Below are 15453 nucleotides of genomic sequence, written 5' to 3' on the forward strand. Positions count from 1 at the left end.
GTCGTGCCCAAGCTGGTGCTGGCCAACCCGCAGAGCCGGGCGATGGTCGCCCGTCCCGAGGACATCCCCGTCGAGTCCAGGCCCATCTACGAGGTCATCGGCACCCGGATGCTGTGGTCGTTGGACAGCGACGACATCGCGGTCATCCCTGCCGAGATCGACAAGGACTTCCTCGCCTACCTCACCGCGATCCTCGATCTGCCGGACGGCGGGCCGACCGTGCTGAGCCTGCGCGACTACCGGTCGCCCAGCTGGTACCCCGACGAGAATCCGGAGCTGGTCGACGAGCTGCGGGCGCGGATCACCGCCGGCGGTGACTGGACGCTCGACTGCTACATCCGGGACCGCGACGTCGCGCACTGGGAGCAGCGCCTGGGTCTGGCCGTCACCCCGACGCCGTACGCACAGGACCTCGCCGCCCTCATGAACAGCAAGGTCGTGTTCCGCGCGCTCGCCCTGGCCGCCGGGGTACCGGTGCCTGAAGGCCTGGTGGTCGACCCGGGCCGGGAGTTGATCGACGCCGTGACCGCGCTGCTTCCGAAGACCGGCTCGGTCATCGTCAAACAGGACCACAACGCGGGCGGCGACGGCAACGTGCTCGTGACCACCGACCCGTCGGTGCCCGGCATCGGGGTGTTCAGGACGCTGCGTCTGGACGAGCCCTCCAGGGCGGCCGTCACCGCCGGGATCGCCACACTCGGCCTGGCCGAGTTTCCCACGCTCCACCCCGGGACGGCGGCTGCGCGGCTCATCGTGGAGGTGTACCAGCCCGACGCACTGACCCTCTCGTCCGAGTTGTACATCCCGGCCGACCGGGCGCCGGTGCTGCTGAACTACGGCGACATGCGGATGGAACCGGTGTGGAACGGCTACGTCTTCCCGCCCCAGGACCTTGCCGGCACGCTGCATGCGCGCCTCTGCGCGGACAGTCAGCAGATCGCGGTCCTCGCCCAGCACATGGGCTACCAGGGTCTGATGAACATCGACGCCATCGTGGACAGCTCAGGGCGCCTGTCCTTCACCGAGTTCAACGGCCGTGCCGGCGGTGCCACGAACATCGACGTCATCGCCCGCCGGCTGCTGGGCCCGACCTACCTGGACGAGTACGTCATCATGACCCGCAACGGGCTGCCCGCCCCGCGCGTCGCGGAACTGGTCGAGCACCTCGGCCGGACCGGACTGGCGTTCGACCGCGGCACGCGCAGCGGGGTGATCGTCGCCAACGTCGACGCCAGGGGCACGATCGAATACCTGGCCATCGGCCGGGACCGCGCCCAGGCGCAGGAGTTCGAGCACGGTCTGGAAGCGCTGCTCGAGACGGTCGCCCGGCCGGGCGAAGGCGAGGGCTGAGCCGTGCGTGTCGGCATCCTCGGCTGGGACCGGGAAGAGCCGGAGTCGCACAGTCTGGTGACCGTCGGCCTGGACCGGCGGCACGAGGTGACGCTGTTCACCCTTGACGACATTCGGTGCCGCACGGGCCCTGCCGGGCCGGTCACGTACATCGACCAGGTGCCGGCCGGCGACTTCGACGTGGTCCTCTCTCGCGCCGAGATCCGCGCCGACCGGGTGCAGGCCGACTACGAACGGTACGCGCTGCTGTGCGCCGTGCCGGGGCTGCGGGTGATGGACCCGCTCGACGTGTACTTCGCGGTGGAGAACAAGACGTTGACCCTGCAGCGGCTGGCCACCGCCGGGCTGCCGATCGTGCCGACGATCACGTGCCGGGACGTCGCGGAGGTCCGTGCGGCCGTGACGGAGTGGGGCACGGTGGTGGTCAAGCCGTCGTTCAGCTACGGCGGGACCGACGTCGAGCGGGTCAGCGACGCCGATGCCGAGCAGCACGTCGTCGAACGGCTCCTGAAGACCTACCAGCTGGTCATCTGCCAGCCGTACGTGCCGCACCCGGACGGAGACTTCCGCATCACCGTGGTCGGCGACCGCGCGGTGCTGAACTTCCAGCGAGTGCCGGCCCCGCACGACTGGCGAGCCAACACCATGCAGGGTGCCTCGGTACGCGAGGCGGAGCCGCCGGCGGAACTCGTCGAACTGGCCGTCCGGGCGACCCGGACCGTCGGCATCTCAGTCTCCGGCCTGGACTTCGTTCCCGGTCCGGACGGCTGGCGAATCCTCGAGATCAACAACACTCCCGGCTGGTACCTGTCGAAGCCCGACGACCAGCGACGCACCGTCGAGGCGATCTACGAGTTGGTGGAGTCCGACCACGCACGTCGATAGGAGTCCCGTGTCTTCCCAACCGGCAACAGCCGACCGGCCGATCGTCAACTCACACAACGGCTGGTCCCACCTGGAGGAAGTCGTCGTGGGCGAGCCGTACCACCTCGCCTACCACGACGACGTCAGCTTCCGGCTCTTCTTCTGCGCCAACCTCGACTCCACGGTGGATCCGTCGACCACCGAACCGTGGGTCGTCGAAGACTCACCGGCGGAACGCCGGCTGATGGCCGAAATGGCGGAGGACCAGGCCGAGTTTCTCGCCCTCCTGGCCCGGGAGGGTGTCCATGTCCGGCTGCCCGACCCACGTCCTGAGCCGTCACCCATCCGTACCCCCGACTGGCAGACCCTCGCCGGGCACTCGGTGATGCCGCGCGACCTGTTCCTCGTCGTCGGCAACGAGATCATCGAGACCGCGCCCATGGTGCGGAGCCGGTATCTGGAGGCCGACCTGTACAAGGGCCTGCTCACCGAGTACCTCGACAACGGTGCGTCGTGGACCGTCGCACCGCGGTCCCGGTTGCGCCCCGACAACTTCGACTACGGCTACGCGCTGCTCCACGGATACCGGGGCCCGGTACCCGTGGAGCAGCGCCACGAACCGATGTTCGACGGCGCGCAGACCGTCCGGCTCGGCCGCGACATCCTGTTCAACTGCTCCACGGAGAACCACCGGATGGGCATGCGCTGGCTGGCCCGGCAACTCGGTGACGACTACCGCGTTCATGAGATCAACGTCATCGACAACCACGTCGACACACGCGTCGTGCCGCTACGGCCCGGCACGCTGTTGCTGCACCACTCCGTCGACGTGGAGCAACTGCCCGCGTTCCTGCGGAACTGGGACGTGATCCGCTACACGCCGCCCGCCGACGATCTGGTCCCCGGCGTGTACGGCCGCCGTCCGGTGCTCGCGGCACCGTCGCTCGGCATGAACGTGCTCTCCCTGGACGAGGAGCGCGTCGTGGTGGCCGAGGAGCAGGTGACCCTGATCAAGGACCTGGCCAACGCGGGATTCACGCCCGTGACGTGTCGCTGGCGGCACGGCCGGGTGACCGGAGGAAGCTTCCATTGCATGACACTGGACGTCCGGCGACGCAGCGTGCTGGAGAGCTACGTGGACTGACGCCGGCACTACCGGCTGCGGACTTCGTCGGGAGCGGCACCGTTGCCCCGGTCCTGACCGGCGAAGTCCGCGATGACGGCGGCGAGCGGCACGACGGGAACCGCCTGCGCGCCGAACACCGCCGGGACCTTCAACTCCGCGGCGTCGGCCAGGATCGCCTGCTGGAGCCGCCGCAGGGGCTCCCCCGGCTCCAGCCCCATGTCCTCGACCAGCATGTGACGGGCAGCGTGGTACGCGTCGAGCGCCTCCGGCCGGCGACCCGCCCGGTACAGCGCCACCATGAGCTGTCCGCGCAGCCGCTCCCGCAGCGGGTGCTCCGCTACGAGCATCACCAGGTCGCCGATCACCTCGTGGTGGCGACCCAGCTGCAGGTCGACCGCGATGCACTCCTCGATGACACTCAGCCGCCGCTCGATCAGGCTGGTGGCCACGGTCTCCACGACCCGACCGGTCAACCCGGCGAACGGCTCGCCGCGCCATACGGCCAAGCCGGCACGGTACGCCCGTGCGGCGCCCTCGAGGTCCCCTCGCCGGGCGGCTTCCCGGCCGTCCGCCTGGCATTGCTGGAACGACAACAGGTCCAGTTCCTCGATGGCCGCCTGCAGGAGGTAGCCCGCCGGCAGGGTGGACACTCTGCCTTCGAGACCGGCCGCGGCGAGGTGACGACGCAGCGTCGACACGCAGATCTGCACCTGGCTGCGCGCGGTGCGCGGTGCTCGTTCGTCCCAGATCGAGGCGATCAACCGCTTCATCGGCACCACCTGGTTGGCCTCGGCCAGCAGCATCGACAACACGATCTGCTCGCGGGGCGCTGTGATGCGCGCGGGTCCGTCCGGGCCGACGACCTCGACCGGCCCCAGCAGACGAAAATGCATGTTCCTCCCGTTCCCTGACCGGCGCTCATGGTGATGATCGGCAAGCTATGTCCGCGTCCCGGACCGCTTCCAGGAGACTGACCGGCAGTTGACCGGCAGATCGGGATCGCGGCGCAACCATCCGGCGCTCCGTCCGCCGGCACCACGCGGCACGACTTCGGTGCGGACTGCGCACCCGGGGCACCCACCGCCGGCGCCACCGGACTGGAGGACGCGCTGCCGAACATCGCTGATCAGCGAAAACCTCGGACCACCGGCACGCCGCGGTGCAGCGGTCCCGGTGACGTCCGCCGATGCGCGCCCGCAACCGCCGCGCGCCGGACCGAACCCGCGGCGACGCTACCACAGTCTTTGGCGCCCGATTTGGCCACGTTGACCTGCCGAAGCGGACACCGCACCAGCAGGCCGCCACGTCCACCTCGGCCGGTGGCTTCACTCATGTCCCGGTCATCAACGCCGATAACCAAACCGTGGGTGGTTCGTCGGGGTCCGAGCGCCGGGCGGGCCACGGCGCGGAAGGGCTGCGGACGTTCGCGCAGGCGACCCCGCGCGCCGCCGACGAGCCGTACGAGATCCGCGCGGCCCGGCAGGCGACGCTGCCCGACACGTGGCTCCTCGCGATCGCCAGCATTCTGCGGAGCCAGGTGGTCGGCTGGTTCGCACTGTTGATCACCGGACGTGCCTGGGCGTTGGCGTGGATCGTGCCGGACGGCGCGATCCAGGCGGGCCGGATGGGTCTGACGCTGCGGCACCGGCGGGCGGCCGCCACGCGCGGGCAGGACCTGGTCTGCCGGATCGGCGGGGACGAGTTCGTGGTCCTGCTGCCGGGCACCGACGGCGCGGCCGCCGTCCACACCGCCGAACGGCTCATCGAGGCCTGCAGCCTGCCCTACCACCTCGGCGACGCGACGACGGCCCGGGTGGTCGTTCGGGGCCGGGGCACCCGCCCGACCCCCTCCCGGTTCAGGGCTTACTTCGGTGTGGTCGGAGAATCCAGCCAGGTGTTGATGAGGGACGTGAAATCTTTGCCGGTGTGCTGGTTCACGAACGCGATGAACGAGGCCCGGTCCTGGGTCGTGTCGCGGTTCTTCTGCGCCCAGTCGGTCGCCATCGCGAAGAACGCGGCGTCACCGATCTGCCTGTGGATCTGGTGCAGCATGAGGGCCGGGCACATATAGACGTTGCTCTCCGCGAAGCTGTCCGCCTTGGGCTTGCCGGGCGGGCCGATGTTCTTGCGCAGCCGGGTGTCGACGCCGCGGGCCCAGTCCTCCCATTGTTTGGCCGTGACCTTGTCGCGCTCGTTGGTGTACAGGTGCTGCGCGTAGGTGGCCCAGCCCTCGTTGAGCCACAGGTCGTTCCAGTTCGTCGGGGTGACCGCGTCGCCGAACCACTGGTGGGCGTACTCGTGCAGCAGGTCGGCGTCGAAGCCGGCCTTGAAGTTGGCGTCGTTGCCGTAGTCGGGCAGGCCCATGGTGATCATCTGCTGGGTCTCCATGCCGGAGGCCGACGGCACCATGAGGACGCCCGCGCTGTCGAACGGATACGGGCCGAAGTGCTTCTCCAGCCACTCCAAATACTGCGGCGACTTGCGCAGGTACGGCAGGGCCTTGTCGTCGGGGCCCTGGCGGTACCAGTAGGTGAGCGGGATCCCGTGCGGACCGGTCGCCGCCTCCTTCTTGTACCGCCCGACGGCCAGGGTCGTCAGGTAGCTCGCGACCGGCGCCGTCGCGGTGTACTTGAACGTATTGCCGTCCTGGCTCTTCAGCGTGCCGTTCGCGATCGCCGACCAGCCGTCCGGCACGGTCACCGCGATGTCGTACAGCGCCTTGTCCGACGGCTGGTCGTTCACCGGATACCAGGTGGCCGCGCCGTACGGCTCCTGCATCGTCCACAGGCCGCCGTCCTTGGTGACGGTCAGCCCCAGCGGCTCGGCGTCGCTGCGGTGCGACGGCATCGGCACCGTCGTCGGCGTGCCGTGATATTTGACGACGAGTGTCGCAAATGCGTTCTTGGCAACCGTTCCGGGGACCGTGAGCTTCGTTTCCGCGACGGTACCGGTTGCGGCCACCCCGTTCAGCGTGACCCCGTCGAGCACGTATGCCTTCGAGAAGTCAAGCTTCACCTCGGTGAGATCGGCCGCGGCGCGCAGCTGGAGCGTCGCCGTGCCGGTCAGCGTCTTCGTCTCCGGCTGCCAGGCGAGATCGAGCCCGTAGTGCAGCACGTCGACGTTGGGGTTGCCGTAGTTGGGGTACAACGGATCGGCGACCGGCGTAGAGCGGCCCGCCGACCACACACTGTAGTCGGGGCCGGCCGGGCTGGAGGAGACGCCGGGCGCCGCGCTGTCGGCGGCCTCCGGCTTCGGGTTGCTATCGGTGCAGGCCGCCGCCAGCAGGGCCGCGGAGAGAACGACTGGGAGCCATGATCGACGCACGGCGCAGACCATACGGTACAGTGGCCCGCCGTGATGCCCGGCGACAACGAACCCAGTCGATTCCGGTCGACGCCGGCGGATCCGGGTTGCCGGACCGGTCCGCGGTTGGCATGCTGCTCCGAACGATCACCGTCACCGATGCTGAGCTGATCACCGAGTGCGATGACGGCAACCGGGTCTTCCGCCGCGCCACCGCGCAACCGGTGCGCACCGTCAAGGCCCACCGACCACACAAAGCCGACCTGACAGAACCGACGACCACCCCGGCGACACGGTGACATCATGGCCCGCATGGACGACGCGAAGGCTCCGCATCGCGGCGCTGACCCCACCGAGGATCGCCGGCAGGCCCTGCTCGCGTTCCTCAACGCCGGCCTGCCATCCCCAGCGTCAACCGCCACGATGGTCACCGCCCTCGCCGACGCGCGTCGGGCGGTCGCGGCTCACCAGCCGCGCGGACTGCCGCTGGATGACTGGCTCACCGGCCAAATCCGCCTCCGCGGCATCCGCGAGAACGCCGCAGTCCTGGCCATGCTCGAACTTCCCGAACGACGACACCAAACCGCGGAAACCTACCGCCACGACCACCCCGACCGCAGCGCCGTCCTCGACCGCCTCCTCACCATCCTGGACTCCGACAGCTACAGAAGTTGAACTGCTGAGATTTGGTTGGTCGGAGGTCGCGCCTTCGTGTGATAACGACGAACGCCGGTGGGTCGCCGCGGACAACCCGAACGTGCCGGGCCCGCTGGTGCCAGGCGCGACAGGAGTTCACCTCCGCACGCGGCGCACGATCCTGATCCGCGCCTGCCACACTGGCCGGCAGGACGGACCGGGTCGAGGACGCCCAGAAGGGTTGTCCTTGATCTGCTGGGGTATGTCCGATTCATCCTTCCCGGCGGCGCACCCGCATCCGACGTTGCGGACGCTGACCGGGGCTACGGCACGGCGCGATCTGTTGAACGGCGCCGGTTGAGCGAAGGGCATCGGACAGGAGATGAGCGTCGTCACACGCAGCGGCGTGCACTGGTGCCTTCGCGGTCCGGCCACGAACGGTCCGATGGACCGTGGCGGAGTGCGCCGGGGCACATGATGTTGATCCGCCTCGGTCGGGCACCGGCACGGCGCTGGCCGCACCGGCTGCGAACGGTCGGCGCTGCGGCCTGGTCACTTGTCGGTGTGGCGCTGTTGGTGGTCGCGGCGATCCTCCTGCTCGTCATCCTGCGGCCCATCGTGATCTCACTGCTGGTCGCCGTCTTCCTGGCCATCGCGTTCCTGCCGGTCGTCGACGGTCTCGCGCGGCACCGCGTGCCCCGCGGTGCCGGTGCCGCCGCCACGCTCCTCCTCGTGATCGCGCTGGGCGCCGGCGCGGCCGTGCTCGTCGTGTGGGGCGTGGCGAGCCAGCGGGAACAGATCGGCCAGAACCTGAACGCAGCCGTCAGCGAGCTGCACCGCATCCTCGCCTCGGCAGGAGTCGACGGCAGCCTCGCCGAGGCCGGCCGACAATCCGTGCGCCGGTCGGGGAGCACGGTTCTGGCCGGCCTGCTGCCGGCGTTGGGCAACCTGCTCGGCACCAGCGTCAACATCCTGCTCGGCCTGTTCGTGGCACTGTTCGTCTGTTTCTTCCTGCTCAAGAACGGTCACACCATCGCCGCCCGGGCCGCCACCCGGCTCCCGCTGCCCGAACACCTGAGTCGGCGCCTTCTCGGCCGGGCCGCCACCGTCATCCGGGGCTACTACGTCGGGCTGACCCTGATCGGGGCGTTCAATGCCGTGGCGGTCGCGATCGGCGCGCTGATTCTGCGTGTACCGCTGGTGGGCGCGATAGCGGTGATCACGTTCCTCGGAACGTATGTGCCCTACCTCGGCGCGGCGGTCGCAGCAATGTTCGCCGTGCTGATCGCACTCGGTAGCGGCGGACAGACGGCCGCACTGTGGATGATCCTGGTCGTCGTGCTCGCCAACGGCCTGCTCCAGAACCTCGTCAGCCCGATCGCCTTCGGTGCCACACTGCGAATGAGTCCACCGGCGGTCCTGCTCGCCACGCTGGTGGGCGGCGCGCTGGCAGGCGTCGCTGGGCTCGCGCTCGCCACGCCGGTGACCGCAATCGTGGCACGCAGCGTCGAACTCCTGAGGGAGCCACCTCCGATTGCGGACCCGGACAACCCGCTGCCACCCACGGGCCCGGTGTCCGATGGCCACCCGGCTCAACCTGAGCTGGGTGGCTGACGCAGCGCAGACAACGGCGTGCGTCAACCGCCGGTGAGTGGGTAGTCCGCACGCACTATCTGTCGGATCCCAGGAGGCGACCAGTTCATGGCCACGTTGTCGACCAAGGAGCCCGAAACCCCGCCCTTCCACGCGCTGTCGGTCGACGACGCGCTCGCCGCGGAGCACGTCGAACCGCTGGCCGGCCTGTCGGCCGCCGAGGTTTCGTCGCGGCGCGCGGCATACGGCCCGAACCGGTTGGTCGAGTCGCGCAAGGAGCCGTGGTGGCGGGCGTTCCTGCGGCAGTACGCGGACCCGATGCAGATCGTCCTGCTGTGTGCCGGGATCGGCGGCCTGTACCCGCTCAAGCAGTTCGGCACGGGGATCCTGTTGCTGGTGTTGACGTTGTTCAACGCGGTGCTCGGGCTGCGTCAGGAGGGCAAGGCCGCGGCCGCCGTCAGCGCACTGCAGAAGATGATGATCGTCAGGGCGCGGGTGCGCCGCGACGGGCAGCTGACCGAGCTTGCGGCCGAGGATCTCGTGCCGGGTGACGTCGTGCAGATCGAGGCCGGCGACCTGGTCCCGGCCGACGGGCGGCTGGTCAGGTCGGCCGGGCTCGAGGTCGACGAGTCGGCGCTGACCGGCGAGAGTGTCCCGGTCGCCAAGGACGCCGACACGGTGGCCGGAGCCGACGCGGCGCTCGGCGACCGGGTCGGCATGGTGTACATGAACACCAACGTCACCCGCGGCACCGGTGAGCTCGTGGTCACCGGCACCGGGATGGCGACCGAGGTCGGGCACATCTCCGACATGCTGCAGGCCGAGCAGGGCGCTGAGACGCCGCTGACCCGGCAGCTGTCGCGGCTGACCAACCAGATCCTCGTCGTCGCCGGTGTTGCGCTGCTGCTGTCGATCGCGCTGAACATGGCCCGCGGCAATGCGTTCAACGTGGTGTTCCTCGCCGCGATCGCCTTCGCGATCTCGGCCGTCCCCACCGGCCTGCCGGCGGTCGTGACGACGATCCTGTCGCTGGGCACCCGGCTGCTCGCCCAGGCGAACGCGATCGTCAAGCGGCTGCGGTCGACCGAGACACTCGGGTCGACCTCGGCCGTCAACTCGGACAAGACCGGGACGTTGACGCTGAACCAGATGACCGCTGTCGAGCTGACCATCCCGGGCCGGCGATACGTGGTGTCGGGCAGCGGATACCGTACCGACGGCGACATCCGGCACGCCGCGGGCCAGCCGGACGTGCCGTTGGAGCCGTTCCTGCTGCCGATGGCGCTGGCCGGCGACGCCGTGGTGAGCGACGGCCGGCTGATCGGCGATCCCACCGAGGGTGCGCTGGTCGTGCTCGCCGAGAAGGGCCATCTCGACGTGGCGTCGACGCGGCAGCGGTACCCGCGCGTCGCGGAGGTACCGTTCGACGCCGCGTACAAGCTGATGGCTACGTACCACCGGATGACCGACGAGTCGGGCAACCAGGTCGTGCGCTGCTTCGTCAAGGGCGCCCCGGACCAGTTGCTCGCCCGCGCGGCGTCGGTGGTCACGTCCGACGTGGCGCCGACCCCGCTGGACGACGAGCTCCGTGCGCGCTACATGGCCGAGAACGAGCGGCTTGCAGAGCAGGGGCTGCGGGTCATGGCCACGGCCCGCAAGGACTTCGACCCGGCGGCGTTCGATCCGCAGGCGGACCTGCTCGGCACACTCAAAGGGCTGACCCTGCTCGCCCTCGTCGGCATCGTCGACCCGCCGCGGCCGCAGGCGAAGGCCGCGATCGCCACGGCGAAGGCGGCCGGGATACGGGTCCGCATGATCACCGGCGATCACGCCGTCACCGCGGCGGCCATCGCACAACAGCTCGGCATCGACGGCCGGGCCATCAGCGGGGCCGAGTTCGCCGCGATGAGCGACGAGCAACTGACCCGCGAGATCGACGACATCGGGGTCATCGCCCGGGTGACACCCGAGCACAAGGTACGCCTCGTGGAGATCCTGCAGCGCAAGAGCCATATCGTCGCGATGACCGGCGACGGCGTCAACGACGCACCCGCCCTCAAACGCGCCGACATCGGCATCGCGATGGGCATCACCGGCACGGAGGTCTCGAAAGAGGCCGCCGCGATGATTCTCACCGACGACGACTTCGCGACCATCGTCAAGGCCGTGGAGATCGGCCGGGCGCTGTACGACAACCTCAAGCGGTACGTCTTCTTCCAGATGGGCGCTCTCATCGGCTTCATCGCCACGTTCCTCGGCGCCAGCATCCTCAACATCGCCTCCGGCGTGCCGTTCCTGCCGTTGCAGACACTCTGGGTCAACTTCACCACCCAGGTGTTCCAGTCCATCGGCCTCGGCTACGGCAAACCGGAGCCGGACATCATGCGGCGACCGCCCCGCCGCGCCGACGAACCACTGCTGTCCACACGCACCCTGCTCTGGCTCGCCGTCGTCGGTCTGGTGCTGGGCGCGGTCACCCTGACCGTGATCACCTGGGCCGACCGGGCCTATGGGATCGACGTGGCCCGCACCATGGGGCTGACCACGTTCTCGATCCTCAACCTGGCGTTGTCGTTCACCGTTCGCAGCGACGTGCGTTCGATGTTCAGCCTGGACACGTTCGAAGACCACCGGTTCCTCGTCACCAGCGGCATGTCGGTCATCGCGATCATTCTCGCCACCGAACTCGGCCTGCTCCAGCGCATCCTGCACACCGTGAGCCTCAACCAGACGCAGTGGCTCGTGTGCCTGGCCGCCGGTGTGTCGGTGCTCGTGGTGACCGAGCTGCGCAAGATGGTGTTGCGTCACCGTGCCGCGACGACCGGGGCCCTGGCCTCGTGATGAACGGAAGGGCGGAGCGCACCACCATGACCGACCAGGCAGCGAAGCGGATCGCCGAGTTGATCGCACCGTTGCGGGTCCCACCCGCGACCAAGGTCCGGTTGCCGGGGCGCTACGACCCGGGATACACAGCGCAGCTGGCCGGCAAACGCGACGGCACCGAACTGCTCCAGCGAGGGGTCACCCTGCTGAGCGAGTACCAGGCGAGGCTGGCCGCCCAGGACCGGCACGGCCTGCTCGTCGTGCTCCAGGGACCGGACGCGGCCGGCAAGGACGGCACGATCCGTCACGTCATGAGCGGCGTCAACCCCCAGGGTGTCCATGTGCACAGCTTCAAGGTGCCGTCGGCCGAGGAACTCGACCACGACTATCTGTGGCGCTTCGCGCAACGGCTGCCCGGCCGCGGCGAGATAGCCATCTTCAACCGCTCGCACTACGAGGACGTCCTGGTCGTCCGAGTCCACCCCGAGCACCTGGACCACCAGAAACTGCCGGCCGCGGCGAAGGCCGGTGACATCTGGAAACGGCGGTACCGCGCCATCACCGACTGGGAACGCCACCTGTCCGACAACGGCTTCCACATCGTGAAGCTGTTCCTCAACCTGTCCAAGGAGGAGCAACGCAAGCGCCTGCTGAAACGGATCGACCGGCCCGAGAAGAACTGGAAATTCTCCGCCGCGGACCTGCGCGAACGGCAGAGCTGGGACGCATATCAGACGGCCTACTCCGACATGCTGTCGAACACCAGCACGGAATGGAGCCCCTGGTACGTCATCCCGGCCGACCACAAGTGGTTCGCCCGGCTCGCCTCGGCAGCGGTGATCGCCAACGCGCTCATCGAGATCAACCCGCAGTTCCCCACGGTCGACCCGTCGGCGCGTCGTGAGCTGCTCCACGCCAAGGCGACCCTGGAAGCGGAGGCACCGCGGGACACAGGTAACGCCGCCGCCAGGCCGGTCAGCGCTCGTGGCTGACGGCACGGCCGGTGGCCGCCGGGACGACCGATACAACGATCGTCATTCCTTCCGGGCGAGGCGGTTCAGCGGCGAAGTGATGACCGTTGCAGCTAGGCGGGCACGCCCGCACGGACAGCAGGCGTGGAGGGAGGGCACGTGTCTTCGTACCCAGTGTTGAACGTGTTCCTGACAATGCTCTGGTACTTCGTGTGGTTCCTCTGGATCTTCCTCGTCATCACGGTTCTCCTCGACGTCTTCCGCAGTCGTGACCTCAACGGATGGGCGAAGGCGGGCTGGACGCTTTTCACCATCGTGCTGCCGTTTGTGGGCGTGCTCGTCTACCTGATCGCACGGGGCGACCGGATGTTCGTGCGCAAGGCCGGCGAGCTGCAGGAGCGCGAGCAGCAATTCCGTGCCTACGTCAGGGATACGGCGGGCGGCGGGGGAACCGCCGAGGAGCTGACCAAACTCGCCGAACTGCACCAACACGGCGTCATCAACGACGCCGAGTTCGAACGAGGCAAAGCCAAAATCCTCAGCTGATCGGCACCGAAGGGCGGTGCCGTCAACCGGCCATCTGAGAGGACGCATCATGAGCGATCTGATTGCAATCGGATACCGCGACGTGAACACGGCAAATGCCGCCCGGGAGAAAATCATCGACCTGCAGCGGCAGGGACTCATCACCGTCCGCGATGCCGCTGTGGTGGAGGCCGGCGCTGACGGCAAGGTCCGGCTACATCAGGCGGCAAGCGCGGCCGGTGTCGGAGCGGCCGGTGGGGCCTTGTGGGGTGGCCTCATCGGGTTGCTGTTCTTCGCGCCGTTCCTCGGGATGGCAGTCGGTGCGGCCACCGGCGCGCTCGCTGGAAAGGTCACCGACGTCGGGGTGGACGACAAGTTCATGAAAGACGTCGGCGCGGCGCTGCAGCCCGGCACTGCGGCACTGTTCCTGCTCGTCGACCAGGTTACCGTCGACAAGGTCGTGGCGGAGATGGCGCCGTACCAGTTCGGCGGCAAACTGCTGCGCAGTTCTCTGAACATGGAGGCGGAGCAGCGCCTGCGCGACGCCATCCAGGCCTTGCATCTGACACCCGCGTGATGAACGGCCTGGGTCGGTAACCGGACGGACGACGGACCGCCGACGCACGCCGTCGGCGGTCCTGTGTCATCCGGTAGGCCGCAGCCACCCCACACCCGACCACGGTCCTCGGGCTGATCCGGCGCTTACCGGCCCTGCCCCTGGTCGTGCGGAACGGTGACCGTGACGGCGCAGCCGACCGGGCGGCCGATCTCGTCGTGGCCACGATAGGTCAGTGTGTAGACCCGGTCGCCGCCGTCACCGGCGCGTTCGGCACGCAGCCGTCCGGTCAGCGACGGTTGTCCCGGGACGAATCCCGTGACGTCCGCTGCGTCCCCACCGGTGATGTCGACGAGTTGGAACGCGTGCGGCCCGAGGATGCCGTCCGGGAGGTCGACGCGCACGTTGACATCGACCATGCGGTGGTTCGGCGGCCACAGCCGCGGCCGGTCGACGGTGCAGTCCAGCTGCCGCTCGGGCAGCGGTTCGTCCAGCGTGGCCACCGCGTGCCCGATGGTGGCGGTGAGCCGCCCACCGGCCTCGTAGTACATGTGGACGGTGGTGCCGTCGAAGTAGAAGGTGGGCGCCGCGGAGCGGCCCAAGTCCGGCGCGGCCGCCATCGAGTCGTGCACAACGCCGAGGTGGATCTCCTGGTCGAAGTCAGCGCCGACGTCCACCGCGTGCATGTTTCCGTCGGCGGCGTGGAAGATCACCAGATTGCGGCCCTGCCAGCGCAGGTAGAACGGGCCGGAAGCGTTGGGGCCTTCGTCGCCCTGCGGGACGACGATCGGCTGCGGCTGGATCGTCCAGGTCCGGGCGTCGGCGGAGACGGCCCAGCGGATGCGGCGCGAGACCGGACCGGTCGGACCGGGGGGCGCGGCGGTCGGATTGTCCATGAACAGCATCAGGTACCTGCTGCCGAGCCGCGGAATCGACTGTTCGAAGACCCGGGCGTACGAGGTCTCGCCGCCGGTGCTTGCGTCCCGCTGGACCGCCGTGCCGCCGTACTCGAAATGGATGCCGTCGTCGGACGTAGCGTACCGGGTGATCGAGTTTTCGCCGTGGAAGTAGAGAAACAGCTTCTGCTCACCTTCGACCCAGACGGCGTGCGGTGAGGAGATGTGGCTGACCGTGTTGTAGTGCGGCGGCCAACTGTTGGAGATCAGCGGGTTGCTCGGATACTCGGTCCAGGGGCCGTTGATGGAATCGGCATAGGCCAGGGAGATGCCGCCCGGCCGCTCGTGCGGCGCGTAATACAGGTAGTAGGCGCCGAGCGGGTTGGCGAAGTAGTCGGCCGCCCGGATGACGCTGGGGAAGATGAACTCGTTCGTCGGGTTGTACGTCAGCTGACTCTTGTCGAACGCCGTGCCGACATAGCTGAACGTGGGGAAGCTGAACGGAGCGGCGGCGGCCGGCGACGCAGTCGCTGCCGGCGTCGCGACGAGGGCGGCGGTGACGAGTCCGGTAGCCGCAGCGCAGGCAGTACGGCGGGCGAGGCGCTGAGATGTCACAAATTTCTCCCTGGTGGACGGCGGTCGACGTCGCGCAGTGGTCGCACCGGCGCCGTCTGGCGACGGTCGCACGACAGGCACGACGGACCGTCAGGACGATGAACGACAAAAGGCGGAGATCGCTCAAGGATGCGGCGGTGGAACTGGAGGTTCCACATTGGACGAACACGCCGCAGACGCTCGCGGGTGTCGGTG

General features: G+C 68.9%; 13 protein-coding genes and 1 pseudogene. 11 read left to right on the forward strand and 3 right to left on the reverse strand.

From position 1 onward, the window contains the following. The first annotated feature begins 3 nt into the window (after positions 1-3). Genes Dfulv_RS32655 through Dfulv_RS32665 form a run of 3 tightly spaced genes read left to right on the forward strand, consistent with a single transcriptional unit; the run spans position 4 to position 3358 of the window. Positions 4-1350 carry a preATP grasp domain-containing protein gene (locus Dfulv_RS32655; RefSeq protein ID WP_259857655.1) on the forward strand — a complete coding sequence of 449 codons (1347 nt, stop codon included), beginning with the start codon at positions 4-6 and terminating at the stop codon, positions 1348-1350. A 3-nt stretch (positions 1351-1353) separates the two neighbouring features. Then, positions 1354-2235, forward strand: coding sequence for an ATP-grasp domain-containing protein (locus tag Dfulv_RS32660; protein WP_259857656.1), 882 nt, complete (start codon positions 1354-1356; stop codon positions 2233-2235). 7 nt (positions 2236-2242) lie between these two features. Continuing rightward, positions 2243-3358, forward strand: a complete 1116-nt coding sequence (locus Dfulv_RS32665) for a hypothetical protein (RefSeq protein ID WP_259857657.1) — start codon at positions 2243-2245, stop codon at positions 3356-3358. Between the two features lie 8 nt (positions 3359-3366). On the opposite strand, the gene Dfulv_RS32670 is transcribed toward Dfulv_RS32665, so the two are convergent. Beyond that, positions 3367-4233, reverse strand: coding sequence for an AfsR/SARP family transcriptional regulator (locus Dfulv_RS32670; protein ID WP_259857658.1), 867 nt, complete (start codon positions 4231-4233; stop codon positions 3367-3369). A gap of 731 nt (positions 4234-4964) precedes the next feature. Between Dfulv_RS32670 and Dfulv_RS32675 the strand changes: the two are divergent. Beyond that, positions 4965-5075, forward strand: a pseudogene (locus Dfulv_RS32675) (diguanylate cyclase domain-containing protein); the annotation flags it as partial. Between the two features lie 128 nt (positions 5076-5203). Here Dfulv_RS32675 and Dfulv_RS32680 read toward each other — a convergent pair. After that, on the reverse strand, positions 5204-6664 hold the full coding sequence (locus Dfulv_RS32680; RefSeq protein WP_259857659.1) for a M1 family metallopeptidase: 1461 nt from the start codon (positions 6662-6664) through the stop codon (positions 5204-5206). Here Dfulv_RS32680 and Dfulv_RS32685 point away from each other — a divergent pair. The 7 genes from Dfulv_RS32685 to Dfulv_RS32715 all read left to right on the forward strand — a co-directional run bounded on the left by Dfulv_RS32685 (position 6652) and on the right by Dfulv_RS32715 (position 13768). After that, complete coding sequence (locus Dfulv_RS32685) at positions 6652-6942, forward strand: hypothetical protein (protein WP_259857660.1); 291 nt, start codon at positions 6652-6654, stop codon at positions 6940-6942. The genes Dfulv_RS32680 and Dfulv_RS32685 overlap by 13 nt on opposite strands. 13 nt (positions 6943-6955) lie before the next feature. Continuing rightward, positions 6956-7318: a hypothetical protein gene (locus Dfulv_RS32690; protein ID WP_259857661.1), complete on the forward strand. Its 363-nt coding sequence runs from the start codon at positions 6956-6958 to the stop codon at positions 7316-7318. 525 nt (positions 7319-7843) lie between these two features. Beyond that, entirely contained in the window at positions 7844-8893 is a 1050-nt protein-coding gene (locus tag Dfulv_RS32695) for an AI-2E family transporter (protein ID WP_259857662.1), read from the forward strand. A gap of 87 nt (positions 8894-8980) precedes the next feature. Continuing rightward, positions 8981-11713 (forward strand): cation-translocating P-type ATPase, encoded by a 2733-nt coding sequence (locus Dfulv_RS32700; protein WP_259857663.1) that lies wholly within the window; start codon positions 8981-8983, stop codon positions 11711-11713. 26 nt (positions 11714-11739) lie between these two features. After that, entirely contained in the window at positions 11740-12687 is a 948-nt protein-coding gene (locus Dfulv_RS32705; protein WP_259857664.1) for a polyphosphate kinase 2 family protein, read from the forward strand. Between the two features lie 174 nt (positions 12688-12861). Beyond that, positions 12862-13212: an SHOCT domain-containing protein gene (locus tag Dfulv_RS32710; RefSeq protein ID WP_259857665.1), complete on the forward strand. Its 351-nt coding sequence runs from the start codon at positions 12862-12864 to the stop codon at positions 13210-13212. A gap of 49 nt (positions 13213-13261) precedes the next feature. Further along, positions 13262-13768 carry a DUF1269 domain-containing protein gene (locus Dfulv_RS32715; RefSeq protein ID WP_259857666.1) on the forward strand — a complete coding sequence of 169 codons (507 nt, stop codon included), beginning with the start codon at positions 13262-13264 and terminating at the stop codon, positions 13766-13768. 125 nt (positions 13769-13893) lie between these two features. Here Dfulv_RS32715 and Dfulv_RS32720 read toward each other — a convergent pair whose 3' ends face one another. After that, positions 13894-15258: a glycoside hydrolase family protein gene (locus tag Dfulv_RS32720; protein WP_259857667.1), complete on the reverse strand. Its 1365-nt coding sequence runs from the start codon at positions 15256-15258 to the stop codon at positions 13894-13896. Positions 15259-15453 lie beyond the last annotated feature (195 nt).

The organism is Dactylosporangium fulvum (assembly GCF_025137375.1).
GTDB classification, from domain to species: Bacteria; Actinomycetota; Actinomycetes; order Mycobacteriales; family Micromonosporaceae; genus Dactylosporangium; species Dactylosporangium fulvum.

Bases quoted from the DNA above. Each gene is read 5' to 3' on its own strand.
- Dfulv_RS32670 (WP_259857658.1), bottom strand. From the start codon at position 4,233: ATGCATTTTCGTCTGCTGGGGCCGGTCGAGGTCGTCGGCCCGGACGGA.
- Dfulv_RS32705 (WP_259857664.1), top strand. From the start codon at position 11,740: ATGACCGACCAGGCAGCGAAGCGGATCGCCGAGTTGATCGCACCGTTG.
- Dfulv_RS32700 (WP_259857663.1), top strand. From the start codon at position 8,981: ATGGCCACGTTGTCGACCAAGGAGCCCGAAACCCCGCCCTTCCACGCG.
- Dfulv_RS32710 (WP_259857665.1), top strand. From the start codon at position 12,862: ATGCTCTGGTACTTCGTGTGGTTCCTCTGGATCTTCCTCGTCATCACG.
- Dfulv_RS32690 (WP_259857661.1), top strand. From the start codon at position 6,956: ATGGACGACGCGAAGGCTCCGCATCGCGGCGCTGACCCCACCGAGGAT.
- Dfulv_RS32685 (WP_259857660.1), top strand. From the start codon at position 6,652: ATGATCGACGCACGGCGCAGACCATACGGTACAGTGGCCCGCCGTGAT.
- Dfulv_RS32715 (WP_259857666.1), top strand. From the start codon at position 13,262: ATGAGCGATCTGATTGCAATCGGATACCGCGACGTGAACACGGCAAAT.